General features: G+C 60.4%; 21 protein-coding genes and 1 pseudogene. 11 read left to right on the top strand and 11 right to left on the bottom strand.

Annotation, left to right across the window (positions count from 1 at the left end):
• Positions 1-21 precede the first annotated feature (21 nt).
• The 5 genes and pseudogenes from C4J90_RS20935 to C4J90_RS27495 all read right to left on the bottom strand — a co-directional run.
• Positions 22-1,131, bottom strand: coding sequence for a lysylphosphatidylglycerol synthase transmembrane domain-containing protein (locus C4J90_RS20935; protein ID WP_124420725.1), 1,110 nt, complete (start codon positions 1,129-1,131; stop codon positions 22-24).
• Positions 1,119-1,871, bottom strand: a complete 753-nt coding sequence (locus C4J90_RS20930) for a DUF2334 domain-containing protein (protein WP_124420724.1) — start codon at positions 1,869-1,871, stop codon at positions 1,119-1,121. The genes C4J90_RS20935 and C4J90_RS20930 overlap by 13 nt, the downstream gene beginning before the upstream one ends.
• The gene (locus tag C4J90_RS20925) at positions 1,864-2,976 is read right to left on the bottom strand and encodes a glycosyltransferase family 1 protein (RefSeq protein WP_164488041.1); all 1,113 of its coding nucleotides are present in this window, start codon (positions 2,974-2,976) and stop codon (positions 1,864-1,866) included. The genes C4J90_RS20930 and C4J90_RS20925 overlap by 8 nt, the downstream gene beginning before the upstream one ends.
• Before the next feature lie 109 nt (positions 2,977-3,085).
• Positions 3,086-3,850, bottom strand: a complete 765-nt coding sequence (locus tag C4J90_RS27500; RefSeq protein ID WP_372237509.1) for a methyl-accepting chemotaxis protein — start codon at positions 3,848-3,850, stop codon at positions 3,086-3,088.
• A gap of 93 nt (positions 3,851-3,943) precedes the next feature.
• Positions 3,944-4,975: pseudogene (locus C4J90_RS27495) on the bottom strand (cache domain-containing protein); the annotation flags it as partial.
• A 205-nt stretch (positions 4,976-5,180) separates the two neighbouring features.
• On the opposite strand from C4J90_RS27495, the gene C4J90_RS20915 reads away from it, so the two are divergent.
• Positions 5,181-6,659, top strand: coding sequence for a helicase HerA-like domain-containing protein (locus C4J90_RS20915; protein WP_124420721.1), 1,479 nt, complete (start codon positions 5,181-5,183; stop codon positions 6,657-6,659).
• A 3-nt stretch (positions 6,660-6,662) separates the two neighbouring features.
• On the opposite strand, the gene C4J90_RS20910 is transcribed toward C4J90_RS20915, so the two are convergent.
• Positions 6,663-7,118, bottom strand: coding sequence for a DUF721 domain-containing protein (locus tag C4J90_RS20910; protein ID WP_124420720.1), 456 nt, complete (start codon positions 7,116-7,118; stop codon positions 6,663-6,665).
• Between the two features lie 305 nt (positions 7,119-7,423).
• Here C4J90_RS20910 and secA point away from each other — a divergent pair, with 305 nt between their 5' ends.
• The 3 genes from secA to C4J90_RS20895 all read left to right on the top strand — a co-directional run bounded on the left by secA (position 7,424) and on the right by C4J90_RS20895 (position 12,574).
• On the top strand, positions 7,424-10,159 hold the full coding sequence (gene secA, locus C4J90_RS20905) for a preprotein translocase subunit SecA (RefSeq protein ID WP_124415480.1): 2,736 nt from the start codon (positions 7,424-7,426) through the stop codon (positions 10,157-10,159).
• A gap of 123 nt (positions 10,160-10,282) precedes the next feature.
• A complete protein-coding gene (argJ, locus tag C4J90_RS20900; RefSeq protein ID WP_124415479.1) occupies positions 10,283-11,500 on the top strand; it encodes a bifunctional glutamate N-acetyltransferase/amino-acid acetyltransferase ArgJ in 1,218 nt (405 codons plus the stop codon).
• A gap of 129 nt (positions 11,501-11,629) precedes the next feature.
• On the top strand, positions 11,630-12,574 hold the full coding sequence (locus C4J90_RS20895) for a Nudix family hydrolase (protein WP_124420719.1): 945 nt from the start codon (positions 11,630-11,632) through the stop codon (positions 12,572-12,574).
• Between the two features lie 136 nt (positions 12,575-12,710).
• Here C4J90_RS20895 and C4J90_RS20885 read toward each other — a convergent pair whose 3' ends face one another.
• From C4J90_RS20885 to C4J90_RS20875, 3 genes are read right to left on the bottom strand one after another with little or no spacing between them, the layout of a single operon-like run.
• Complete coding sequence (locus C4J90_RS20885; RefSeq protein WP_124420718.1) at positions 12,711-13,289, bottom strand: cob(I)yrinic acid a,c-diamide adenosyltransferase; 579 nt, start codon at positions 13,287-13,289, stop codon at positions 12,711-12,713.
• A 2-nt stretch (positions 13,290-13,291) separates the two neighbouring features.
• Positions 13,292-15,328 carry an ATP-binding protein gene (locus C4J90_RS20880; RefSeq protein WP_124364192.1) on the bottom strand — a complete coding sequence of 679 codons (2,037 nt, stop codon included), beginning with the start codon at positions 15,326-15,328 and terminating at the stop codon, positions 13,292-13,294.
• Positions 15,329-15,373: 45 nt separating this feature from the next.
• The gene (locus C4J90_RS20875) at positions 15,374-16,291 is read right to left on the bottom strand and encodes a putative 2-dehydropantoate 2-reductase (RefSeq protein WP_124420717.1); all 918 of its coding nucleotides are present in this window, start codon (positions 16,289-16,291) and stop codon (positions 15,374-15,376) included.
• A gap of 123 nt (positions 16,292-16,414) precedes the next feature.
• Between C4J90_RS20875 and C4J90_RS20870 the strand changes: the two genes are divergently transcribed.
• Both C4J90_RS20870 and C4J90_RS20865 read left to right on the top strand, forming a co-directional pair.
• Positions 16,415-16,900, top strand: a complete 486-nt coding sequence (locus C4J90_RS20870) for a YajQ family cyclic di-GMP-binding protein (RefSeq protein WP_003193880.1) — start codon at positions 16,415-16,417, stop codon at positions 16,898-16,900.
• A 136-nt stretch (positions 16,901-17,036) separates the two neighbouring features.
• Positions 17,037-17,882 (top strand): mechanosensitive ion channel family protein, encoded by an 846-nt coding sequence (locus C4J90_RS20865; protein WP_124420716.1) that lies wholly within the window; start codon positions 17,037-17,039, stop codon positions 17,880-17,882.
• A 187-nt stretch (positions 17,883-18,069) separates the two neighbouring features.
• On the opposite strand, the gene C4J90_RS20860 is transcribed toward C4J90_RS20865, so the two are convergent.
• Positions 18,070-19,350: an OprD family porin gene (locus C4J90_RS20860; protein ID WP_124420715.1), complete on the bottom strand. Its 1,281-nt coding sequence runs from the start codon at positions 19,348-19,350 to the stop codon at positions 18,070-18,072.
• Between the two features lie 742 nt (positions 19,351-20,092).
• Here C4J90_RS20860 and C4J90_RS20855 point away from each other — a divergent pair.
• Both C4J90_RS20855 and C4J90_RS20850 read left to right on the top strand, forming a co-directional pair.
• Positions 20,093-20,518 (top strand): HIT domain-containing protein, encoded by a 426-nt coding sequence (locus C4J90_RS20855; protein WP_124364188.1) that lies wholly within the window; start codon positions 20,093-20,095, stop codon positions 20,516-20,518.
• A 3-nt stretch (positions 20,519-20,521) separates the two neighbouring features.
• Complete coding sequence (locus C4J90_RS20850) at positions 20,522-20,728, top strand: SlyX family protein (protein ID WP_124364187.1); 207 nt, start codon at positions 20,522-20,524, stop codon at positions 20,726-20,728.
• A gap of 71 nt (positions 20,729-20,799) precedes the next feature.
• On the opposite strand, the gene C4J90_RS27320 is transcribed toward C4J90_RS20850, so the two are convergent.
• The gene (locus C4J90_RS27320) at positions 20,800-21,402 is read right to left on the bottom strand and encodes a cold-shock protein (RefSeq protein ID WP_005790922.1); all 603 of its coding nucleotides are present in this window, start codon (positions 21,400-21,402) and stop codon (positions 20,800-20,802) included.
• Between the two features lie 429 nt (positions 21,403-21,831).
• On the opposite strand from C4J90_RS27320, the gene C4J90_RS20840 reads away from it, so the two are divergent.
• From C4J90_RS20840 to C4J90_RS20830, 3 genes are all read left to right on the top strand, one after another.
• Positions 21,832-22,305, top strand: a complete 474-nt coding sequence (locus tag C4J90_RS20840; protein WP_003193874.1) for a Dps family protein — start codon at positions 21,832-21,834, stop codon at positions 22,303-22,305.
• 183 nt (positions 22,306-22,488) lie between these two features.
• Positions 22,489-22,821: a ribbon-helix-helix domain-containing protein gene (locus C4J90_RS20835; protein WP_124364186.1), complete on the top strand. Its 333-nt coding sequence runs from the start codon at positions 22,489-22,491 to the stop codon at positions 22,819-22,821.
• A 171-nt stretch (positions 22,822-22,992) separates the two neighbouring features.
• Positions 22,993-23,214, top strand: a complete 222-nt coding sequence (locus C4J90_RS20830; protein WP_003193872.1) for an FmdB family zinc ribbon protein — start codon at positions 22,993-22,995, stop codon at positions 23,212-23,214.
• Positions 23,215-23,223: the final 9 nt, after the last annotated feature.

Raw genomic sequence — 23,223 nt, 5'->3', positions numbered from 1 at the left:
AGGCGACTTCCAGGTCACCGGCTACCCTGGGCGAGGGGTGTCTGAGTCGCTACGACCCGGACGCGCTGGGTGCCGATGATGGTACTGACTTTCCTGGCGCTGCCCAGTTGTGGGAGCAGTTACAGGCGCCTGAAAAGCCGCCCGAGGCCCATGAAAAAGACGTTTGAGCAGCGGTTTGCCCACCATCAGCAAAAACACTGGCGCACCGGCCAGCAGATAGAAGTAGTAGGTCACCGCCCGCCAGATCAGAATCGCCGCCGCCGCCGTGGATTTGCCCACCATGGGCGCCAGCAATGCCACCGACGTCAACTCCGCCGCCCCGGCCCCGCCTGGCAACAGGCTGAATTGCCCTGCGGTCAACGACAGCATCTGGATCAGGAAACTCCAGGCCCACTGCACATCACCCCCCAGGCCGCGCAGCGCCAGGTACAACACGCTATAGCGTAATAGCCAATGCAGGCTGGTCAGCGCAAACACCCCGAGCAGCGTGTGCCAGGGCAATTTCAGGGTTTGGCTGAATGCCGCGAGGAAGCGCAGCAGCCGGCGGGCCCAGCGCCGACGGGTGCTGGCACGCACGTGCAAGGCCTTGAGTGCCAACCCGGCCAGGCGAATCAGCCGACGATGAAAGCGCACCACCAGCAGGCCAACAACGACGCCACCCACCATCGATACGACACTCAGCCCCAGCAGCCACTCCAGGCGCGGGCTGAGGCTGTGGAACAGCGCATACAGCACGATGCCCACCAGTGCGCAGAGAAAAAACAGCAAGTCGCTCAGTTGGTCCATGGCGAACACCGCGCTGCCGTGGGCGGGTCGTATGCCATTGCGTGCCAGCAGGCCCATCAACGTCAGTGGCCCGCCGCTGCCCCCAGGCGTCGCGCACATCGCGAACTCGGTCGATATCACCACGCCCAGGCTTTTACGCCATCCCAACCGGCCGCGCTGTTCGCCAAGCAACAAGCGCAGGCGCAGGCTGTTGATCAACCAGCAGCCGATGATCATGGCAAACATCGCCAGTAACTGGGGCAAGGGGAACTGCCGCAGGCGCGCAACGGTTTCGCCGCCCCCCAGCCACACGGGAATCACCAGCGCGACTATCAGCGCCAGCACCAGCCAGATCAGTCGGCGCATGGCAGCGTCGACAGCCAGGCGGCCTTGGTCCGTGGCGTGCGTCCGTCGTCGAGCAGGCGCTGCAGGGTTTGCAGCCAATAATGACGGGAAAACCCGTGGCGCATGTCCACGGGGTGCAAGCCGAGCCGAATCACCGGGGCCGTCTGCCAGCGCTGTTCGCGGCGGTCGCTGAGCACTTTGGACAGGCCCCGGCGCCACGCACTGCGCGCGCTCCACACCAGGCCCGGGGCATGGATGCGTGTGAAGTCAGGCAGTCGATACAGATGCTGCGGGTCGCTGGTATAGCCCAGCGGTAATTGGCGCAGCGCACGTCGGGTGCCTTCGCTCATCAACCAGGCGGGTGCGACAAACCCTTGCAGCGGCCACTCATTGCGCTGGAATACCTCAATGCCGTCAGTCAGGCGCTGCAACGCCTCGGCCTCGGACAACTGGTAGAACTCGCCTTCATGGGTATAGATGCGTCGCATGAACCACTCTTTTGGCGTGCGCGGCCGGGGTTGTTCGTCGCAGTGGTAGTAGCCGTGCAAGGTCAGTTCATCGCCTCTGGCTACGCGGCTATCAAGCAGGCGCCGGAAGTCACCGTGGGGGCCCAGGGCGTTACGGTGATGGAAGTCCGGGACGACCAGCCAAGTGATAGGGATATTGCCGATGGCATCGACGGCCTCGACAAAAGGCCGGTAATCGGCCCAGGTGTTCGGTGCCACATCGTGCAGCACCAGCATGACCGAACGTTCAGCCATGGGCGAGCATCGGTTTGTGCGTGCCCAGCACGGCGTGGTAATGCCCCAGCAGGCTGTCCACTACTGCATCCCACGCATACTGCTGTTCGACATGGCGCCGAGCCTGTTCCCCGAGGCGCTGGCTGTCGGCGCCAAACAGTTCGCGTACCGCATCGGCCATCGCCTTGGGGTTGTTGGGCGCGCAGAGCAGGCCACAGCGCTCGTCGACGATCTCAGTGAAGGCGCCCGCCGCAACGGCGACCACGGGGATACCACAGGCCATGGCTTCCAGAATCACCAGGCCGAAGGTTTCCTGGTCGCCAGCGTGCAACAACGCGTCGGCGCTGGCCATCAAGCGGGCAACATGATTGGCCGGTACGAAGCCATCGACCACGGTGACGTTGTCCGGCATGCTGGCCGGCATGCCGGAGCCCACCAGCAACAAGTGGTAACCCTCGCCCAGGCGTTTCATGCAATTGAGCAGCACCGGCAGGTTTTTCTCCTTGGAACCACGCCCGGCGAAAATCAGCAGCCGGGTGTCTTCAGCAATCCCCAGTTCGGCGCGCAGGCCGGGGTCGCGCGCAGCGGGGGTGAAGGTTTGCAGGTCGACGCCCAGGGGTTGTACGAAGACGTTTTTCACCCCAAGCCCGGTGAGTTTGTCGGCCATCACCTGGCTGGGCGCCAGTACTCGGTCAAAGTTCCCATAGAGTTTGCTGACATAGGCTTCGACGTTGGGGGTAAACCAGGCGCCCATGCGGTTACGCACCAGCAGCGGTAGATCGGAGTGGTAAAAACCGATGACTGGCACATCCAGCTGGCGCCGTGCGTCGAGGGCGGCCCAGGCGGTCAGGTACGGATCGCCGACCTCGATCAGATCCGGCTGTAAATCGTGCAGGACATTTCGCCAAGGAGCCAAGCGCAGGGGGAAGCGGTAACCCTTGCCGAAGGGCAGCGGTGGCGCCGGCACCTCGAAAATCCCGTCCCGCTCGCTCAAATGGGCGCCAGGCACCAACAGGCTGTGGCGAATCCCGGGCTTGAGCGCCAGGCGCCGGTGCTTGGCGTCCAGATAAGTGCGTACGCCACCGCTGGCCGGGGCGTAGAACATGGTTATGTCAGCGATATGCACGATGAACATCCCTCCGATCCATTGCTCTCCTTTACGTGGACCTGAGCAAGGGATAGATGTTCGATCGAGATTGGCTGTGGGAGGGCGCAAGCCCCCTCCCACATTCGCCTCAGATGCGGAAGCTGCCCACCATTTGCTTCAAGCGTGCGGCTTGCCGTTCGAGGTCCGAGCAGGCGCGCAGAGTCGATTGCAGGTTTTCCACGCCTTCCTGGTTGAGGGTGTTGATTTCGGTGATGTCCATATTGATCGACTCCACCACCGAGGTCTGCTCCTCGGTGGCGGTGGCCACGGACTGGTTCATGCCGTCGATCTCGCCAATGCGCTGAGTCACACTGTTCAAGCGCTCGCCGGCCAGGTTGGCGATCTCCAGGCTGTCCTGGCTGTGGCGCTGGCTTTCACTCATGGTGCTCACCGAGTCTCGGGCGCCGACTTGCAACTCCTCGATCATCTTCTGCACCTGTTGCGCCGATTCCTGGGTGCGATGCGCCAGGTTGCGCACTTCATCGGCCACCACCGCGAAGCCGCGGCCGGCCTCACCGGCACGCGCGGCTTCGATGGCAGCGTTGAGCGCGAGCAAGTTGGTTTGCTGGGAAATACTGGTGATCACTTCAAGAATCTGGCCGATATTCACCGTCTTGCTGTTCAGCGCCTCGATATTGGTGCTGGAGGCGCTGATCATGGTCGACAGCTGGGTCATTGCCTTGATATTGCGCTCGACCACCTGCTGGCCGTCTTCGGCCAAATGCCGCGCATCACTGGCCTGATTGGAGGCTTGCGCCGCGTTGCGGGCGATTTCCTGGGCGGCAGCGCCCAGTTGGTTGATGGCAGCGGCGACGCTGTTGGTGCGGTTGGCCTGTTCGTCTGAATTGACCATCGACGAGTTGGACGCGCTGACCACCCGCAGTGCCACTTCATTGACTTGCCCGGTAGCCGACGACACTTCGCGGATCGAGGTATGAATGCGCTCCACGAAACGGTTGAACGCAGTACCCAGGGTGCCGAACTCGTCGTTGTTCTGGATGGTCAGGCGTCGGGTCAGATCGCCTTCGCCGTCGGCGATGTCCTGCATGGCCCGGGTCATCACGTGCAGCGGTTGCAGCAACACACGGATCAACATGCCCAGCAAGGCGATGATGATCACCACGGCGATGATGGTAGCGATGACCGCCGAGGTGCGGAATTCACTGAGCATGGCGAACGACTTGGCTTTATCCACCGAAATACCCAGGTACCAGTTCACCGAAGGCAGGCCCTTGATCGGGGTGAACGTGACGATATTGGTCTTGCCATTGGCCTGCACTTCGCTGAAGGCAGCGCTGATCTTCGGTGTGTCTTTCGGGTACACGTCAGCCAGGGTCTTCATCACCAGGGCCTTGTCCGGGTGCACCAGCACTTTGCCGTCGGCACTGACCAGAAATGCGTAACCCATACCGCCGAAATCCAGCGCGCCAATGTTGTCCACCAGGGTTTGCAGGCTCAGGTCGCCGCCCACCACGCCGATGCTCTGGCCGGCCTTGGCACTCGGGGTGGCGATGGAAATAATCAGTTGCCCCGTTGCCGCGTCAATATAGGGTTCGGTCAAGGTCGAGCCGTTGCTGGTCTGGGCGCCTTTGTACCAAGGGCGAACGCGCGGGTCGAAACCGTCGGGCATCTTGGTGTCAGGACGGATGGTGAAGGTGCCCTGGCTGTCGCCGACGTAGGTTGCCATGAATGACGATGTCAGCGCTTTCTGTTCCAGCAGGCTGGCAACCACCGACGATTCGGGGTTGAGGGCAATATTCTGCGCGGCATTTTCTACCAAGGCGATGCGCCCGGTGAGCCAGGTCTGAATACTGCCGGCGGTGACGTCGCCCATTTCATGCAGGTAGTTATCGAGGTCGTCACGGATCGCGTTGCGTTGGAGGTAGTCGTTATAGAGGGTAAATAACGCGAAGGCGGCGATGACGATAAGGGAGGCTGCAAGCAAAATTTTATGGCTGAAGCGCAGGTTTTTATTCATGGCTTGTAGGGTCCGCTAAGGTCTTGATATCCGAGGCGCGTCTTTAGGGGATGCGCAAAAATGGCAGCGTCAAAAAAAGGTGTGATACTTCGAGTGCTAGCGCCAGGGGGCTCTGTGGGAAATATCTGTCCTGTTTTTAGATTTTGTGGGTTTCACAGTGTCTGTATCGACCTGGCTGCATTAAAGATTAACCAAAGGTGACGAAATGCCTGACTCCACACAACTGCTTATCGGTGCCGGCCCAGACGGCCAGCCCATCGCCCAGCCCATGCGCCTGGCCAACCGGCATGGGTTGATCGCCGGCGCCACGGGCACCGGCAAGACCGTCACCTTGCAGCGCCTGGCGGAAGCCTTCAGTGATGCCGGCGTGGCGGTATTCGCCGCCGACATCAAGGGTGACCTGTGCGGCCTGGGCGCAGCGGCCAATCCCCAGGGCAAAGTCGCCGAACGCATTGCCGGGATGCCCTTCCTGAATTACACGCCCAAGGCTTATCCGGTTACGTTGTGGGATATCCACGGGCAGTCCGGTCATCCATTGCGCACCACTATCAGCGAAATGGGCCCGTTGTTGCTCGGCAGCCTGCTGGAACTCACCGACAGCCAGCAGTCGGCGCTGTACGCGACTTTCAAGGTGGCCGACCGTGAAGGCTTGTTGCTGCTGGACCTGAAAGACCTCAAGGCACTGCTCAACCACCTGCGTTATCACCCTGAACTGTTGGGCGACGATGCGGCGTTGATGACCACCGGTTCCAGCCAGGCGTTGTTGCGACGCCTGGCAGTGCTGGAGCAGCAGGGTGCCGAAGCCCTGTTTGGTGAGCCGGCCCTGCAGCTAGAGGATATTTTGCAGCCCGCCAGCGACGGGCGCGGCCGTATCCACTTGCTGGACGCCAGCCGCCTGGTGCATGACGCGCCGAAGGTCTATGCCACGTTCCTGCTGTGGTTGTTGGCGGAACTGTTCGAGCAATTGCCGGAGCGCGGTGATGCCGAAAAGCCGCTGCTGGCGCTGTTTTTCGACGAGGCGCATCTGTTGTTCGCCGATACGCCCAAGGCGTTGCAGGACCGTCTGGAGCAGGTGGTGCGGTTGATTCGCTCCAAAGGAGTGGGGGTGTACTTCGTCACTCAATCTCCGGGGGATTTGCCTGACACGGTGCTGGCGCAGCTGGGGCTGCGTATCCAGCATGGCCTGCGCGCATTCACCACCAAAGAGCAAAAATCCCTGCGGGCGGTGGCGGACGGTTTCCGGCCCAACCCGGCATTCGATGCCTTGGCGGTGCTGACCGAGTTGGGCACCGGTGAGGCGTTGGTGGGTACCTTGCAGGAAAAAGGCACGCCGGAGGTAGTCCAGCGCGTATTGGTTGCGCCGCCGCAGTCGCGGATCGGGCCGCTCACCGAGGCCGAGCGTGCGGCGTTGATCGCCAGTTCGCCGCTGCAGGGCCGCTATGACAAGCCGATTGACCGCGAGTCAGCCTATGAAGTGCTGATGGCGCGTAAAGACTTGGGGCCGACCGAGGAGGCCAAGCCGGCGACCGAAGAACCCAGCTTCACCGACAAAGCCGGTGCGTTCCTGGGCACCGCGGCAGGCAAGGCGCTGAAATCCGCCATGCAGCAGGCCGCCAATCAGATGGGGCGGCAGTTGGTGCGTGGCTTGTTGGGCTCGCTGCTGGGTGGCAGCAAGCGCAAGTAAGGCTCAGGGTTTGGGCCTGGCATGGGCGGCCAGCCGTTCCAGCGCCGCGCGCAAAGCCGGATCGCTGATCCCTTCGGCGGTGGCCTGGAGGGTTTCGGCTGCCTGTTCCGACAGGTCCAGCGTATGTCCGGCCGTGCTTCGCAGCACGGCAGGCGGCTGCACTTTGAACTGGATGCGCGTCAGGCCGGCGAACTCATCGAACACCATTAATTGGCGCTGCAAGCGTTTTTGCTGATAACGCAAACGGGTGGCCCAATGCCCGTCAGTGACAATTAATAGCAAGTTGCCTTCACGCCAGGACGCTACATGACAATGTTCGCGTGCGGCCGGTTGCAGCTGACTTTCGAGCAGGCGTTGCAAATGCGCCAGGCGTTGCGCGTGGCCAAAGATGGCTTTGAGCGGCTTGGCTTCGCGAAGCAACACGCCGGGAGCGCGGGCTGTAAGAGGGCGAAATGCCATGTCTAGACACCTTAAGTAACAGAGCCGTCATCTTAGCAGAAAGCGCCGGTGAGCCCCGAGACCCTGCAAGGGCAGGGCTTTTCTCATGAAATCAATAAGTAACTTCTGCCTTTGATGGGTTGAAGTTCCGGCAAAAGCCCTTATTTTAAACAAGCCCTCTCACAGCGCCGTGCCCGCATCGGGGAACAACGCCACTTTCCTCACCCACGATTCCGGGTAGAATGCGCGTTCGCATGCGGCCGTGAGGGCTGCTCGGGCCACTCACGGTGCGCCCTCCATCCCTATGTGTGGAAGAACCTGCCGATATGTTTGCGCCTTTGTTAAAGAAACTTTTTGGAAGCAAGAATGAGCGCGAAGTCAAACGCATGCTCAAGACGGTGCAGCTGGTCAATGCCTTCGAAGAGCAGATGGTTGCCCTGTCGGATGAGCAATTGCGCGCCAAGACCGAAGAGTTCAAGGCCCGCATAGCCAAAGGTGAAACCCTCGACAAGCTGCTCCCCGAAGCCTTTGCGGTCGCCCGTGAAGCCGGTAAGCGCGTCATGGGCATGCGCCACTTCGACGTCCAGTTGATCGGCGGCATGACCTTGCATGAAGGCATGATTGCCGAAATGCGTACCGGTGAAGGCAAGACCCTGGTGGCAACCCTGGGTGTTTACCTCAACGCACTGTCCGGCAAGGGCGTGCACGTTGTGACGGTGAACGACTACCTGGCTCGCCGGGACGCCAACTGGATGCGCCCGCTGTATGAATTCCTCGGCCTGACCGTCGGCGTAGTGACGCCGTTCCAGCCGCCGGAAGAGAAGCGCGCCGCCTACGCTTGCGACATTACCTACGGTACCAACAACGAATTCGGTTTCGACTACCTGCGCGACAACATGGCGTTCAGCATGGATGAAAAATTCCAGCGCGAACTCAACTTTGCCGTGATCGACGAAGTCGACTCCATCCTCATCGACGAAGCCCGTACCCCGCTGATCATCTCCGGCCAGGCCGAAGACAGCTCGCGCCTGTATACCGAGATCAACAAGTTGATCCCGCGCCTTGAGCAGCACATCGAGGAAGTCGAAGGCGTGGTGACCAAAGACGGCCACTTCACCATCGACGAGAAGACCCGCCAGGTCGAACTCAACGAGGCCGGCCACCAGTTCGTTGAAGAAATGCTGACCCAGATCGGTGAGCTGGCCGAAGGCGAAAGCCTGTACTCGGCGCATAACCTGGGCCTGCTGACCCACGTATATGCCGGCCTGCGCGCCCACAAGCTGTTCCATCGCAACGTCGAATACATCGTCCAGGACGGCCAGGTCGTCCTGGTTGACGAACACACCGGCCGTACCATGCCCGGTCGTCGCTTGTCCGAAGGCCTGCACCAGGCCATCGAAGCCAAGGAAATGCTCAACATCCAGGCCGAAAGCCAGACGTTGGCGTCCACCACGTTCCAGAACTACTTCCGTCTGTACAACAAACTGTCCGGCATGACCGGTACGGCCGACACCGAAGCGTTCGAATTCCATCAGATCTATGGCCTGTCGGTGGTGGTCATCCCGCCGAACAAGCCCCTGGCGCGTAAAGACTACAACGACCTGGTGTTCCTGACCGCCGAAGAGAAATACGCGGCGATCATCAATGACATCAAGGACGGCCTGGCCAAGGGCCGCCCGATCCTGGTGGGTACCGCGACCATCGAGACGTCCGAGCACGTGTCCAACCTGCTCAACAAGGAAGGCATCGAGCACAAGGTGCTCAACGCCAAGTTCCACGAAAAAGAAGCCGAGATCATCGCCCAGGCCGGTCGCCCCGGCGCGCTGACCATCGCCACCAACATGGCCGGTCGTGGTACCGACATCCTGTTGGGCGGTAACTGGGAAGTGGAAGTGGCCTCGCTCGACAACCCGACCCCTGAGCAGATCGCCCAGATCAAGGCTGACTGGCAGAAACGCCACCAGGCCGTGCTGGAATCCGGTGGTTTGCAGGTGATCGCGTCCGAGCGTCACGAATCGCGCCGTATCGACAACCAGTTGCGCGGTCGTGCCGGTCGCCAGGGTGATGCCGGTTCCAGCCGTTTCTACCTGTCCCTGGAAGACAGCCTGATGCGTATCTTCGCCTCGGATCGGGTGAAGAACTTCATGAAGGCCCTGGGCATGCAGTCCGGCGAAGCGATCGAGCACCGCATGGTGACCAACGCCATCGAGAAGGCCCAGCGCAAGGTAGAAGGGCGTAACTTCGACATTCGTAAACAACTGCTCGAGTTCGATGACGTCAACAACGAACAGCGTAAAGTGATCTATCACATGCGTAATACGTTGCTGGCCGCCGACAACATTGGCGAGACCATCGCTGACTTCCGTCAGGACGTGCTCAATGCCACCGTCAGCGCGCATATCCCGCCACAGTCGCTGCCTGAGCAGTGGGATGTAGCCGGTCTGGAAGCCGCGTTGAAGAGCGATTTTGGCGTCGACTTGCCGGTTCAGCAGTGGCTGGACGAAGACGATCACCTGTACGAAGAAACCCTGCGCGAAAAACTGATGGCCGAATTGCTGGCCGCATACAACGAGAAGGAAGAGCAGGCGAGTGCCGAAGCCCTGCGCACCTTCGAGAAGCAAATCGTGCTGCGCGTGCTGGACGACCTGTGGAAAGACCACTTGTCGACCATGGACCATCTGCGCCACGGTATCCATTTGCGTGGCTACGCCCAGAAAAACCCGAAGCAGGAGTACAAGCGCGAGTCGTTCACGTTGTTCTCCGAGCTGCTGGATTCGATCAAGCGCGATTCGATCCGCGTGCTGTCCCACGTTCAGGTGCGTCGCGAAGACCCGATCGAGGAAGAAGCGCGCCTGCGCCAGGAAGCCGAGGCACTGGCTGCGCGCATGCAGTTCCAGCACGACGAAGCGCCGGGCCTGGAAGCACCTGAGGTGTTGGGCGAAGAGGTCGATGTGGCCTTGGCTCAAACCCCGGTGCGCAATGATCAGAAGCTGGGCCGCAATGAGCTGTGCTACTGCGGTTCGGGTAAGAAATTCAAACACTGCCACGGCCAGATCGAATAAGATTTTCGCCTGACGCTGCAACACCCCACGCCGCGACCGGCAACAGCCGTCGCGGCGTTTTGCCATTAATTCCCACCGTCGATAGCGACGGCACACACATCATCTATTTCAAGGAGCGCATACATGGCTGTTGGTCTTGGTCCTTTGCCCACATTGCACCCGGTCGCCGGTTTTGAACTCGGTATCGCTTCGGCCGGCATCAAGCGCCCGGGGCGCAAGGATGTGGTAGTGATGCGCTGTGCCGAAGGCTCGACCGTCGCCGGTGTATTCACCCTCAACGCCTTTTGCGCTGCGCCGGTGATCCTGGCCAAGCAACGTGTGGCCGGGTCGATTCGTTACCTGCTGACCAACACCGGCAATGCCAACGCCGGTACCGGCGAGCCTGGCCTGGTGGCTGCTGCGCGCACGTGCGCCAAGCTGGCCCAGTTGACCGGCGTGGACGCAAGCCAGGTGCTGCCGTATTCCACCGGCGTGATCGGTGAGCCGCTGCCGGTGGAAAAAATCGAAGGCGCCCTGCAAGCCGCGCTGGATGATTTGTCTGTGGATAACTGGGCGGCTGCGGCTACCGGCATCATGACCACCGACACCTTGCCCAAAGGCGCGAGCCGGCAGTTCGTGCACGATGGCGTGACGGTCACCGTGACCGGTATCAGCAAGGGCGCGGGCATGATCCGTCCGAACATGGCCACTATGCTCGGCTATATCGCCACCGACGCCAAAGTCTCCCGTGATGTATTGCAACGCCTGATGCTGGACGGCGCCAACAAGTCGTTCAACCGCATCACCATCGACGGTGACACTTCCACCAACGATTGCTGCATGCTGATCGCCACCGGCCAGGCCAACCTGCCGGAGATCACCTCCACCGAAGGCCCGCTGTTCGCGGCGCTGAAGCAGGCGGTATTCGAAGTGTGCATGGACGTGGCCCAGGCCATCGTGCGTGACGGTGAGGGCGCTACCAAGTTTGTCACCGTTGAAGTCAACGGCGGCGGCAACCACCAGGAGTGCCTGGACGTGGGTTATACCGTAGCGCACTCGCCGCTGATCAAGACCGCCTTGTTCGCTTCCGACCCGAACTGGGGCCGTATCCTCGCGGCCGTTGGTCGTGCCGGCGTGCCTGACCTGGATGTGAGCAAGATCGACGTCTTCCTCGGCGACGTGTGCATTGCCAGCCGTGGCGCCCGCGCCGACACCTACACCGAAGCCCAGGGCTCGGCGGTGATGCAGCAGGAAGAAATCACCATCCGCATCGAGTTGGGGCGCGGCGACTGCAGCGAAACCATCTGGACCACGGACCTGTCCCACGAATACGTGAAGATCAACGCGGAATATCGCACCTGAATGTAGGAGCGAGCTTGCTCGCGAAAAACTCAATGCCACCGCGTTTATCCAGGATGTACGCGCTATCGTTGACGTTCTTCGCGAGCAAGCTCGCTCCTACAAGGGCTATAACGAGAGGAAACAGTGGCGGTGAAACGAGTGCATGTAGCAGCAGCGGTGATCCGCGGTGTCGACGGCAGGGTCCTGCTGGCACGCCGCGCCGATACCCAGCATCAAGGTGGCCTCTGGGAGTTTCCCGGCGGCAAGGTGGAGGCTGATGAGTCAGTCGCCACGGCCTTGTCCCGCGAGTTGCAGGAAGAGCTGGGCATCCAGGTCACCACGGCGCGGCCGTTGATCCAGGTGCAGCATGACTACCCGGACAAGCAGGTGTTGCTGGATGTCTGGGAGGTCTCGGCGTTTACCGGCGAGCCCCATGGGGTCGAAGGGCAGCCCCTGGAGTGGGTGACCCCGCGGGATCTGGTCAACTATGAGTTTCCAGCGGCTAACGCGCCCATTGTCGCGGCAGCCCGTCTGCCGGCCGACTATCTGATCACGCCCGGTGAACTGGAAACCGCGCCCTTGCTGCGTGGCCTTCAAACAGCCATCGCCGGTGGCATCAAACTGGTTCAACTGCGCGCGCCCAACGGTTACGACCCTAAATACCGCGACCTCGCCGTGGACGCCGTGGGGCTGTGTGCGGGCAAGGCGCAGTTGATGCTCAAGGGGCCGTTCGAATGGCTGGGGGATTTTCCAGCGGCAGGCTGGCACATGACCTCGGCGCAATTGCGTAAATACGCGAGCAAGGGCCGACCGCTGCCGAAGGACCGTTGGTTGGCGGCCTCGTGTCACAACGCTGAAGAACTGGCGCTGGCGCAGTTGATGGATGTGGACTTCGTCACGCTGTCGCCGGTTCAGCCGACCGAGACTCATCCCGAGGCTCAGCCGTTGGGTTGGGAACAGGCGGCCGAGCTGATCCGTGGGTTCAGCAAGCCGGTGTTTCTGTTGGGCGGGGTAGGGCCTGCGCAGCGGGAGCAGGCTTGGGCGGCTGGAGCGCAAGGTGTTGCGGGGATTCGGGCGTTTTGGCCCGGAGATTGATGTTGATCGTTCCCACGCTCCGCGTGGTAACGCATGCTGTGACGCTCTGCGTCATGACTTTAAAGGCGGACGCGGAGCGTCTCGGGCGGCATTCCCACGCAGAGCGTGGGAACGATCAACAGGCACCTGAAAACGATCAATGGGGCTTCGCCGCCGCCTGCCACAACACCTCGGCAACCCCCTGGCGTCTGGCAATCACCCTGGCGGCTACAAACAGCAGGTCCGACAGTCGATTGATATACGCCAACCCAACCCCTTCCAACGGCTCCACCGCATTCAATTGCTGACAGCGGCGTTCGGCACTGCGCGCCAGGCTGCGGCACACATGGGCCTGGGCGATCAAGGCTGAGCCGCCGGGCAGGATGAAATTTTCCAGTGGCCCCACCTCTTCATTCCAGCGATCGATCGCCGCTTCCAGCCGATCCACTTCCGCTGCATTCAACGCCTTGTACACCGGCATGGCCAGCTCGCCGCCCAGATCGAACAAGCGATGCTGGCAGGGTGTGAGCACTTCCACCACATCGTCCAGTTCGGGGTGCTTGCCGCTCTGCTCCTCCAGGTTGGCCAATAACAACCCCAACTGGCTGTTCAGCGTATCCACCTCGCCAATGGCCTCCACCCGTGGGTGATCCTTGGGCACGCGGCGACCGTCGCCGAGGCCGGTTTCGCCCTGGTCACCGGTGCGGGTGTAGATCTTCGACAGGCGAAAGCCCATGGTCATTGCTCCAGTTGGGTGAGTTCTGCGGGGGACAATTGGCTGCCGGCCAGGGGCAGGCGCAAGGTGAAACAGGTGCCTTGGCCCAGAGTGGAATGCACTTCCATCTGGCCCTTGTGGTTATTGGTGATGATGAAATACGACACCGACAGCCCAAGCCCGGTGCCCTGGCCGATCTCTTTGGTGGTGAAGAACGGCTCGAAGGTGCGTTTGCGCACGTTTTCGCTCATGCCGATGCCGTTGTCTTCCACCTGGATCTCGGCCCAGGGCGGGTTGAGGCGGGTACGCAGGGTGATGCGCCCAGGTTCGCTGCCGTCTTCACGCAGGTGAATCGCCTGGGCGGCATTTTTCAGCAGGTTGAGCAGCACCTGCTCCAGTTCGTTGGCTGTGCCGGGCACGGGCCCCAGTTGCGGGTCGAACTGGCGGATGATCGCCTGGCCCTTGAAATCGAAACCGATGGCCAGGTCGAAATCGTTACCGGCGATCTCCACGGCCTGGTCGATCAGGGCTGGCAAGTCGCAGGGGGCCATTTGCCGGTTGCTGCGCCGGCTGAAGCTGAGCATGTGTGTGACGATTTTCGCTGCACGCGCGCCGGCCTGTTGAATCCCATCCAGCAACTGCGGGACTTCGCGCGCTTGCAGGTATTGATTGACTAGCGCCAGCTCGATGCCCGCCTGTTCGGCGTGTTCCAGGTTCTTGGGCAGCTCGGGTGACAGGCGGCGCCGGATGTTCTGCACGTTGTGCAGGATCGCCCCCAGCGGGTTGTTGATTTCGTGGGCCATGCCGGCAGCCAGGCCGCCGACCGAGAGCATTTTTTCCGATTGCACCATCATTTCTTCCAGGGACAGGCGCTGGGTGATGTCATCGATACGGATCACCACGCCGCGCCCGGCACCGCCCATCAACGGGTAGAACGTCAGGGCGTAATGCTTTGGCTCGTCGTCCTTGACCCAGGTGACCCGCTCGATCCGCTCCACCGTGTGCTGTTCCACCGTGGCCTTGATTTGCGGCAGGTACGGCTTGAGCGGTTGGAATGCGAGGAAGATCGGCTGGTTGAGGGCTTCATCCAGGCGCGTGCCCGAAAGCGCGGTGGCTTCCTGGTTCCACTGGGTGACGTAGAGCTGTTCATCCAGGGCGATCAGCGCCGAGGGCATCGAGTCGATAATGCTGTTGAGGTAGTTCTGAAAGCCGGTGAGCTTTTTCTCGATCTTGCTGCGCACCTGCACTTCCAGTTCCAGCTTGCGGTTGGTATGGCGGGTTTCTTCGGCCAGGCCCTGAGCCTGGTCGTAAGCCGCCTGGGAATCGTCCCGCGCGCGTTTGAGCTGCTGCTCACGGGCTTCGATGCGCGACAGCATGGTGTTGAACGCTTCCGCCAGGCTGCCGATTTCATCGTGGTTGCCGGGGCCTGCGCGCAGGGCGTAGTTCTCTTCGCGAGTCACCTGGCGCGACAGTTCTTCGAGTTCATGGATCGGCCGGGTGATCAGGCGTTTGATCTGCCGGGCGATGACCAGCCACAGCAACACACTGAAAATCAGGATGCCCAGGCTTGCGGTGAGGGTGCCGGTATAGAACGCCACCGGCAGCTCGCTGCTGGCCACCAGCAGCAAATGCCCCGAAGGCTGGTCGGTGCGGGGCAGGGTGATGACTTGGTTGCTGCGAAACTCGGTGAGGCGCCAGGCCTCGATATGCCGGTAGTTGTCGGGCAGGTGCAGGCGGTCACCGTGTTGCATCTGCGCCAGGCGATTGCCTTCGCCGTCGTACAGGGCGGCGGCGCGCAGCGGTGAATAGCTGGTCAGCTCATTGAGCAGCGCGTTGGCCTTGGCCGGGGACTGCAGGGCTTCAGCGGCGAGTGCCGGGTTGGACACCAGCCGACCGATGGCCTGCAAGGCCTGGGGCGCCATGCTTTCCTGGGAGATCCAGTAGGCGGCGCTGATAAAGGTCAGGTTGGCCACCAGCAACACGGTGGTCAGCAGTACCAGCAGGGCGGCCAGCAGTTTCTGCCCTACCGGTAGGTTTTCAAGACGCTGGCGCAGTGGCATCAGGTTTTTCGCAGGCAATAGACATACGGCAGGGTAGCGCGTGCCTTAGTCGCTGGGCAATCCGCGTGCAACCAACTGCTCGACCAAGCGCGCTTGCAGCAGTTGCAGATGCGGCAGTACCCGTTGATGGCGGGCGGCCGCCTGGCAGGCGTAGCCCAACAGGTAGCTGATTTCGGTACGCCGTGCGTTGGCCACGTCCTGGTACATGGAGGAATAGTTGGCCGCAGTGGCCTGGATCACCCGTTGCACTTCACTGTGCAAATCTTGCGCAGCCGCAGGCTGGCCGCAGCATTCCAGCAATTCGCTCAATTCAGCGCACAGGGTGGCGACTTCACATTGATGGGCCTGCAGGCCGCCGTTGCGGCACTGGTAGAGCACGGTCAACGGGTTGATCGCGCAATTGAGCGCCAGCTTGCGCCACAGGCGCGTGAGGATATCGATGCTCCATTCATGGGGGATGGCGGCGGCCTGCAAGTCCTCCAGCCACAGCGGCGCGGTAGGATGAGCCGCATCCCCCAGCCAGGTGTAGCCATGGCCGGCAAACACCACACGCCATTCGTCCTCGCGAAACGCGCCTTCGGTGCTGGAGGCAAAGATGCAACGCGCCTGTGGCAACTGGGCGGCTACCGTATCCTGGCTGCCGAGGCCGTTTTGCAGCAGGATCAGTTCCGCGTTCGGCGCCAGGCGATGCTGTAACTGTGCGACGGCACTTTGGGCATCGTAGGCTTTGCACGCCACTAACAGGCGCTGGATCGGCTCCGGGCTGTCGGGTGTTTCGCCGATTACCGGGTAGGTGTGCGCAACGCCTTGCTCAACCAGGGTCAGGCCGTTGCTCGACGCATAGCTGGCCAGGCGCGCCTGATCGCGCAGGATCAGCCGCACCGGCACGCCTGCGCGCGCCAGTCGCGTGGCCCAGAGGGTACCCAGGCTACCGGCGCCGAGAATATGCCAGGTGGTCGACATCAGTATGTGCTCCGTAAGGTCGCCAGCGGTGAACGCGGCGAAAGAACCGCTATAATGCCCCGGCATTTTAGCTCGGGCGCGCTCCATCTCTACTGAGCCCGCCCCTTATATTGGAGAAATGACATGCCTTCGTTCGACGTGGTATCCGAACTGGACAAACACGAAGTCACCAACGCCGTCGAGAACGCCGTCAAGGAACTGGACCGTCGCTATGACTTGAAAGGCAAGGGCAGCTTCGAATTCAAGGAAAAGGAACTGACCGTCAACCTGACCGCTGAAGCCGATTTCCAGCTGGAAGCGATGATCGAGATCCTCAAGCTGGCCCTGGTCAAGCGCAAGATCGACGTGCAGTGCCTTGAAGTCAAGGACGCCTACGCTTCCGGCAAACTGATGAAGCAGGAAGCCGTGCTCAAGGAAGGCATCGACAAGGAACTGGCGAAGAAGATCGTCGCGCACATCAAGGATGCCAAGCTGAAAGTCCAGGCGGCCATCCAGGGTGAACAGGTGCGTGTTACCGGCAAGAAGCGTGATGACCTGCAAGAGGCCATTGCGGCCCTGCGCGCCAAGACCTTCGACATGCCGCTGCAGTTCAACAACTTCCGCGACTGATGGCAGCTCGCGGAACCTGTGGCCGTTTTCGACGTCCCACGCCGCAGCAACAATGCCTACAATTGAGCCCTACGGGGCTCATTTGCGTTTTCAGGCAGTCAATGAAGCCGCATTTCCGCACAACAGGAGAAGATAGATGGATTTGAACGCTGAAGTGGATCACTTGATCAAGACCTCGCAGTCCTGGATCCCGATGATCATGGAATACGGCAGCCGGGTACTGCTGGCCGTTATCACCCTGGCCATCGGTTGGTGGCTGATCAACGTCTTTACCCACCGAGTAGGGCGCTTGCTGGCCCTGCGTAACGCCGACCTGGCGCTGCAGCACTTCATCACCAGCCTTGCGAACATTGCGCTGAAAGTCATGTTGATCGTCAGCGTGGCCTCGATGATCGGCGTGGCAACCACCTCGTTCGTCGCCGCAATCGGTGCCGCTACTCTGGCGATCGGCCTGGCCTTGCAAGGCAGCCTGGCCAATTTCGCCGGCGGCGTGCTGATCCTGTTGTTCCGTCCGTTTCGCATCGGTGACTGGATCGAAGCCCAAGGCACCTCGGGTACCGTCGACAGTATCCAGATTTTCCACACGGTGCTGCGTACCGGCGACAACAAGACGGTGATCGTACCGAACGGCATCCTGTCCAACGGCATCATCACCAACACCAACCGCCAGCCGACGCGCAAGGTGGTGTTTGATGTGGGCGTGGACTACGAGGCTGACCTGCAGAAAGCCCGTGAAGTGTTGCTGGAACTGGCCAAAGACCCGCGCGTGCTGGTCGACCCGGCGCCCGTCGCAGTGGTATCGACCCTGGGCGACAGCTCCATCACCGTGTCCCTGCGTTGCTGGACCAATACGGCGGATTATTGGGATGTGGTATTCATGCTCAATGAACTGGCGCGCGACCGTTTGAAAGGGGCGGGGATTGATATTCCGTTCCCGCAGCGCGTTATTCGCGTGATGCAGGAAGCTCCGGCGAAGGCATGAAACAGTGTCGCGTTTAAGTTGGCCGAAAGGTCAGGTTAAATGCGACAGTTGTATATAGTTACTTAGCTTGCTAGTTATATTGTTTTTGAAATGTAACTGAAATAAAAAAGCCGCTCCCTTGCAAACAGGGGAGCGGCTTTTTATTCAAGGTCGAAACCTTAAGTCATCGTTGTAATTACTTGCGTGATTACAAGATGTTCAGCGGGTAGTTCGCGATCAGACGCAGTTCGTCGATCGAAGGCGAACCGTAGTAAACGCCATCACCGGAACGATAAGTCGCTTGACGCAGACGCAGGCTGAGGTTTTTAGCCGGGCCGCTCTGAACCACGTACTTGGCTTCGATGTCGCGTTCCCACTCTTTACCGTTGCTGGTGGTGCCCGTGTTGGCGCCGCTACCGGTCACGTAACGGGTCATGAAGCTCAGGCCCGGAATGCCGAAGGTCGCCATGTTGATGTCGTAACGCGCCTGGTACGACTTCTCGCCTTCGGCGTTGAAGTCGGAACGGGCGATGGAGTTGGCCAAGAACACAGTGCCGCCGCCATCTACGCCGTAACCGTAGTCGCCGTCACCGGTAACCTTCTGGGCGGCCAGGGTGAAGGTGTGAGCGCCGATGGTGTACGCGCCCTGCAAGCTGAATGCGCGGTTGTCGAGCTTGGTCACGCCATCTTTCTCAGCGCGCTGCAGGCCGGCGCCTTCGCTCTTGGTGTCGTAGATGTTGAAGTCCAGCGCGAAGGACTGGTCATCGCTCAAAGCGTGGGTCCAGTTCAGGTTGCTGTAGTACTTGCGGAAGTAGTCTTCGGTTTTCGCGTAGTACAGGCTGCCGGTGACTTCCGGGGTGAAGGCATAGACGCCGCCGACGAAGTCGGTCTTCGTCAGGCCCAGGCTGTCATGGTAGGTCTGGTTCTGCGCGACGCTGGAAGTGAAGTGACCGCCTTCGAGCTTCAGGCCCTTGATCTCGTTGCTGGTGATCGAGATACCTTGTGGCAGTTCTGGGAGCAAACGGCTGTCATCGGAGGCGAATACAGGCGCTGTGGTGTATTGGTCACCGACTTTCAGCACAGTATTGGAAATGCGGAACTTAACCGCGCCGCCGCCTTTTGAGTACTCGTCTTGCGAACGACCGTCGGAACCGGTAGGGAACAGACCGGTGCCGGCACGGCCCTTGCCGCTGTCGAGCTTGAGGCCCATCAGGCCGATCACGTCAACGCCGACACCGATGGTGCCTTGGGTGAAGCCCGACTCGTACAAGGCGTTGAAGCCCAGGCCGCTTTCTTCCGCACGGCTCTTGGAGCCCGGGCCCGACGGGTTGTTGCGGAAGTCGCGGCTGAAGTACAAAGCGCGAGTGTTGATGCTGAAAGTGCTGTCTTCAACAAAGCCCTTGGAATCGTCCTGGGCGGACGCCATTGCGAACTGCGAGGTGCCTGCTGAAACAGCCAGGGCGATCATGCTCCACTTCATCACGCGCATCGTGATTTGCTCCTTTGGTTTAGAAGAGTACTGCCGTCCCACCTGTATTTTTATCTGGGCGGCTCTTTCTTTATGTGTGTCGGCGCAAAGTTATCTCACACCGGCGCTATTGACGATACTTGCCCAACTATCCTTTCAGCTTCTTTTACGAGGCTGTCGTAAATTGCTAGCTCCGTGTCGCAAATCACAGCCCGATGGTAATTAGGCTGACAACTTCAATGTTCTTTTCAAACGCCTTCAAAGTTTGAAATCGTCCTTGGTACCCATTGAAACGCTATTGTTTCTTATCGCGAAACCCTGGCATCCACCCAGGTGTCGTTGCCGACGATAGCGAGGTGAATGCAACAAGCGTGCACAAAGCGCCAACCGAATGTCATTTTTTCGTGAAAAACGTTACGGCAGTGTAAAAACCGCATAAACACGGGCCTCTCGGGCAGTTTGGTTCAGGCGCGACATTCGGGTGTTACCTTCATGTGGTAGCCCGAAAAACCTGCGCCTTGGCAAAACGTTACCGATTGACCCTCATAAGTGGGTAGCGGCCGACTCCCTTTGAAGCACAAGTGGGTCATTTTGGTGCATCCCGTTGAAGCCCGAGTTAGCGTGGTTCACACGTCCGACTGCCTCGAAAGGGTGCATCCATGGAATTGGCTTGCCTCAGGCTGCTCGCGCATTCGCCGTGAAGCCTCGCGCATTCGGCGGTATGCTGGGCGCCTGTAATTGACCTGCCGAACGGAGTGCCCACGTGTTCGCTTTAGATCAACGCCTGCAACAAGACACATTGGCCATTGGGGACTTCCCGCTCTGTCGCCTGCTGCTGTCCAATGATTCGAATTATCCCTGGTTCATCCTGGTACCGCGCATTGACGGTATCAGCGAAGTGTTTCAACTGGATGTCGCTGAGCAACAGACGCTGTGGCAAGAAACGACTGCACTCGCACAGTTGCTGAACGAAGGCCTGGCCGCCGATAAGATGAACATCGGCGCGCTGGGCAACGTCGTCAGCCAGTTGCACGTGCATGTCATCGTGCGCAAGCGCGATGACGTGGCATGGCCGGCGCCGGTGTGGGGCAAGCATCCGGCCCGTCCATACAGCGCAGAGCAGGTGGCGGCGATCCGTAGCCGATTGCGTGAATTATTGCCTGCCGACTTCATTTTTACCCAGGACTGAACCATGGACCTGCAAGATCGCGTCACCGACCTGGAAAGCCGCCTGGCGTTCCAGGACGACACCATCGAAACCCTCAATGACATTCTGGTCGCCCAGCAGCAAGCGGTGGAGCGCCTGCAATTGCAGATGATCGCCTTGCTCAAGCGCCAGGAAGAAATGGGCGGCCAGTTCGAAACCTCGGAAGAAGAAGCCCCGCCGCCGCACTATTAAATGAGCGTGCAATAAAAAACCGCGATCCGGCCTACGCCGGATCGCGGTTTTTTTTGCAGCGCAGGCTGGAATCAGCGACGCGGCAGGGCAGCGATGACATCTTCAGCTTGCAGGCCTTTGTCGCGGTTCATCACCGAGAACTCCACGCGCTGGCCTTCGACCAGGACGCGGTGGCCTTCACCGCGGATAGCTCGGAAGTGGACGAAGATATCGTCACCCGAGTCGCGCGAAATAAAGCCGAAGCCTTTGGAGGTGTTGAACCACTTGACGGTCCCGGTATCCCGGTTGGTCATGTCGTAGTTTTGCGACGCGGCCGCTGGGGACGAACGATAGAAGCTGATGGCCAGGTGAAGAACGATGGCGACCACAGCGATCACCAGGCTGAGCAGGATGGCCGGGTGGCCGCCCACTTCAGGCATGGGTGCCAGCAGGGTAAGGGTTTGAACAACGACGGTCAGTACCAGCAGCGCGCTGACCAGGTTTTGCAGTTGATGACGCGTGCCTTTGTTCCAGTAGGGGATTACCGGTGCCAGGGTCAGGTTGAGAAGGCCGAACAAGGCCAGGTATAGAGCGTCGTGTTGTTGCAGGTAGGGCAGGCTTTCAGGCTGCAGGCTCGGGATAAAGGACAGCAGCAAAGCTGCAACGCCCGTTAGCAGGTGGACGATTTTCAACATTTTGATTAACTCACGTTAAGACGGATCACAAGGAAGAGCTGACTGGCACGGTTCGCTTCTGAACAATGGGAGGCGTTGGGCACGTGCGCGGGTAGCAGCCTATGTGACGTGCCGCAGAAATGAACGGCAGCCACACGCCGCCTATTTAACAGCAAAGGCTGTGCCTACTCAAATCAAGCATTTCGGGGTGTTGCAATCGAGGTGGCATTTTTGCGTCTAAGGCTTGTCCTAGACAGGTGCAGGTAATTTGAGCGGCCTTTCGAGCGTTTTTCTTACAGGATGACCGGCTCTTCCGCCGCTGCCCTCGCAAGCGGTGCGGGGCAATTTGCCGCACATTGCCTGGGTGCGTTGGGCTGCACGCGGCCAGCACTCTTGCTAGAGTGATCCTGCACCTGATCAATGAATGCTCGTCAATTGAAGGGGAAAAACATGGCAATCGATATTGGTATCAGTGAAGAAGATCGTAAATCCATCGTCGACGGACTTTCACGGCTGCTGTCCGATACCTATGTGCTGTACCTGAAGACCCACAACTTCCACTGGAACGTCACGGGCCCCATGTTTCGTACGCTGCACTTGATGTTCGAAGAGCAGTACAACGAGCTGGCGCTGGCGGTGGATTCCATTGCCGAGCGTATCCGTGCCCTGGGCTTCCCGGCACCGGGTGCCTATTCGATCTACGCCCGCCTGTCTTCGATCAAGGAAGAAGAGGGTGTGCCGAGCGCCGAAGAGATGATCAAGCAGCTGGTGGCGGGCCAGGAGGCTGTCACCCGTACCGCGCGTGGCATTTTCCCGTTGCTCGACAAGGTCAGCGATGAGCCGACGGCGGACTTGTTGACGCAACGGATGCAAGTCCACGAAAAAACCGCGTGGATGCTGCGTTCGCTGCTCGAAAACCAATAACCGTCGAACCCGTGCGGCGTCTTCGGGGCGCCGCTCACTGGTTTCTCTGCGCTTGCTGGCGTTGTCCTACGACGCCCGGCGCCCGCGTCTTCTGGCTGCTCGTCGCTTCCTGCGGTTTTATAGGCTGACCGTCCAATGGGAAAAACCCATGGACTGCTGTTTTGGCAAGGGAGTGTCAGGTGTATGTCATGTGGTAAGGGCGTGGAAACCGGTGGTTTTCACAAGATAAAGGTCGATCCCTTCGCGAAAGGGTTCGACATGGGGCTCGCCAAGCCATTATCGCGGTCGGTGCGGCTCAACGGGTTTTCCACCTGCCTGCGGCTGGAGCAGATCTACTGGAATATCCTGACGGAAATGGCCAGGATCAACACCTGCTCGGTCAGTGCGTTGTTGTCCTATGTCGATCGGGAAGTGCATTTGCGCTATGGCGGTGTGAAGAACTTCAGCGGGCTGGTGCGGGTGGTGTGTGTCGTTCACCTGTTGAAAGACCGCCTTAGCGCCTCTGGCCCCGTCTGATCGGAGGCTGCAGGGCGCGGCCCTTCCTTCCGGCGGGCCGCGCCTCGGGCAGAAAGCCGGCTGCGCTGCCTCGATTTACCAGATATAATCCCACGCTTTGCTGCGCATGCCGGGCTTTATGCACATCGGCAGGGCGTAGCGCAGTAACGATCTGATCGCCGAGACAACTCCATGCCCATGTACGACTATCAATGTGCTTCCTGTGGTCATCAGTTGGAAGCCATTCAGAAGATCAGCGCCGCGCCGCTGGTCGATTGCCCAGCCTGCCAGGCACCTGAGTTGAAAAAGATGTTGTCCATGCCGGGCTTCCGCCTGAGCGGCAGCGGCTGGTACGAGACCGATTTCAAGACCGGCGCCAAGAAGAACCTGGCGGGCGGCGACAAAGCAGACTGAGTTGAACTC

It is taken from the genome of Pseudomonas sp. R2-60-08W, assembly GCF_003852335.1.
Classification (GTDB): Bacteria; Pseudomonadota; Gammaproteobacteria; order Pseudomonadales; family Pseudomonadaceae; genus Aquipseudomonas.
This window is presented reverse-complemented; position numbering and strand designations above follow the sequence as displayed.

Bases quoted from the DNA above. Each gene is read 5' to 3' on its own strand.
- C4J90_RS20935 (WP_124420725.1), bottom strand. From the start codon at position 1,131: ATGCGCCGACTGATCTGGCTGGTGCTGGCGCTGATAGTCGCGCTGGTG.
- C4J90_RS20885 (WP_124420718.1), bottom strand. From the start codon at position 13,289: ATGGGCTTTCGCCTGTCGAAGATCTACACCCGCACCGGTGACCAGGGC.
- C4J90_RS20910 (WP_124420720.1), bottom strand. From the start codon at position 7,118: ATGGCATTTCGCCCTCTTACAGCCCGCGCTCCCGGCGTGTTGCTTCGC.
- C4J90_RS20880 (WP_124364192.1), bottom strand. From the start codon at position 15,328: ATGCCACTGCGCCAGCGTCTTGAAAACCTACCGGTAGGGCAGAAACTG.
- secA (WP_124415480.1), top strand. From the start codon at position 7,424: ATGTTTGCGCCTTTGTTAAAGAAACTTTTTGGAAGCAAGAATGAGCGC.
- C4J90_RS20870 (WP_003193880.1), top strand. From the start codon at position 16,415: ATGCCTTCGTTCGACGTGGTATCCGAACTGGACAAACACGAAGTCACC.
- C4J90_RS27320 (WP_005790922.1), bottom strand. From the start codon at position 21,402: ATGTTGAAAATCGTCCACCTGCTAACGGGCGTTGCAGCTTTGCTGCTG.
- C4J90_RS20865 (WP_124420716.1), top strand. From the start codon at position 17,037: ATGGATTTGAACGCTGAAGTGGATCACTTGATCAAGACCTCGCAGTCC.
- C4J90_RS20830 (WP_003193872.1), top strand. From the start codon at position 22,993: ATGCCCATGTACGACTATCAATGTGCTTCCTGTGGTCATCAGTTGGAA.
- C4J90_RS27500 (WP_372237509.1), bottom strand. From the start codon at position 3,850: ATGGTCAATTCAGACGAACAGGCCAACCGCACCAACAGCGTCGCCGCT.
- argJ (WP_124415479.1), top strand. From the start codon at position 10,283: ATGGCTGTTGGTCTTGGTCCTTTGCCCACATTGCACCCGGTCGCCGGT.
- C4J90_RS20840 (WP_003193874.1), top strand. From the start codon at position 21,832: ATGGCAATCGATATTGGTATCAGTGAAGAAGATCGTAAATCCATCGTC.
- C4J90_RS20875 (WP_124420717.1), bottom strand. From the start codon at position 16,291: ATGTCGACCACCTGGCATATTCTCGGCGCCGGTAGCCTGGGTACCCTC.
- C4J90_RS20850 (WP_124364187.1), top strand. From the start codon at position 20,522: ATGGACCTGCAAGATCGCGTCACCGACCTGGAAAGCCGCCTGGCGTTC.
- C4J90_RS20835 (WP_124364186.1), top strand. From the start codon at position 22,489: ATGTCATGTGGTAAGGGCGTGGAAACCGGTGGTTTTCACAAGATAAAG.
- C4J90_RS20860 (WP_124420715.1), bottom strand. From the start codon at position 19,350: ATGCGCGTGATGAAGTGGAGCATGATCGCCCTGGCTGTTTCAGCAGGC.
- C4J90_RS20915 (WP_124420721.1), top strand. From the start codon at position 5,181: ATGCCTGACTCCACACAACTGCTTATCGGTGCCGGCCCAGACGGCCAG.
- C4J90_RS20930 (WP_124420724.1), bottom strand. From the start codon at position 1,871: ATGGCTGAACGTTCGGTCATGCTGGTGCTGCACGATGTGGCACCGAAC.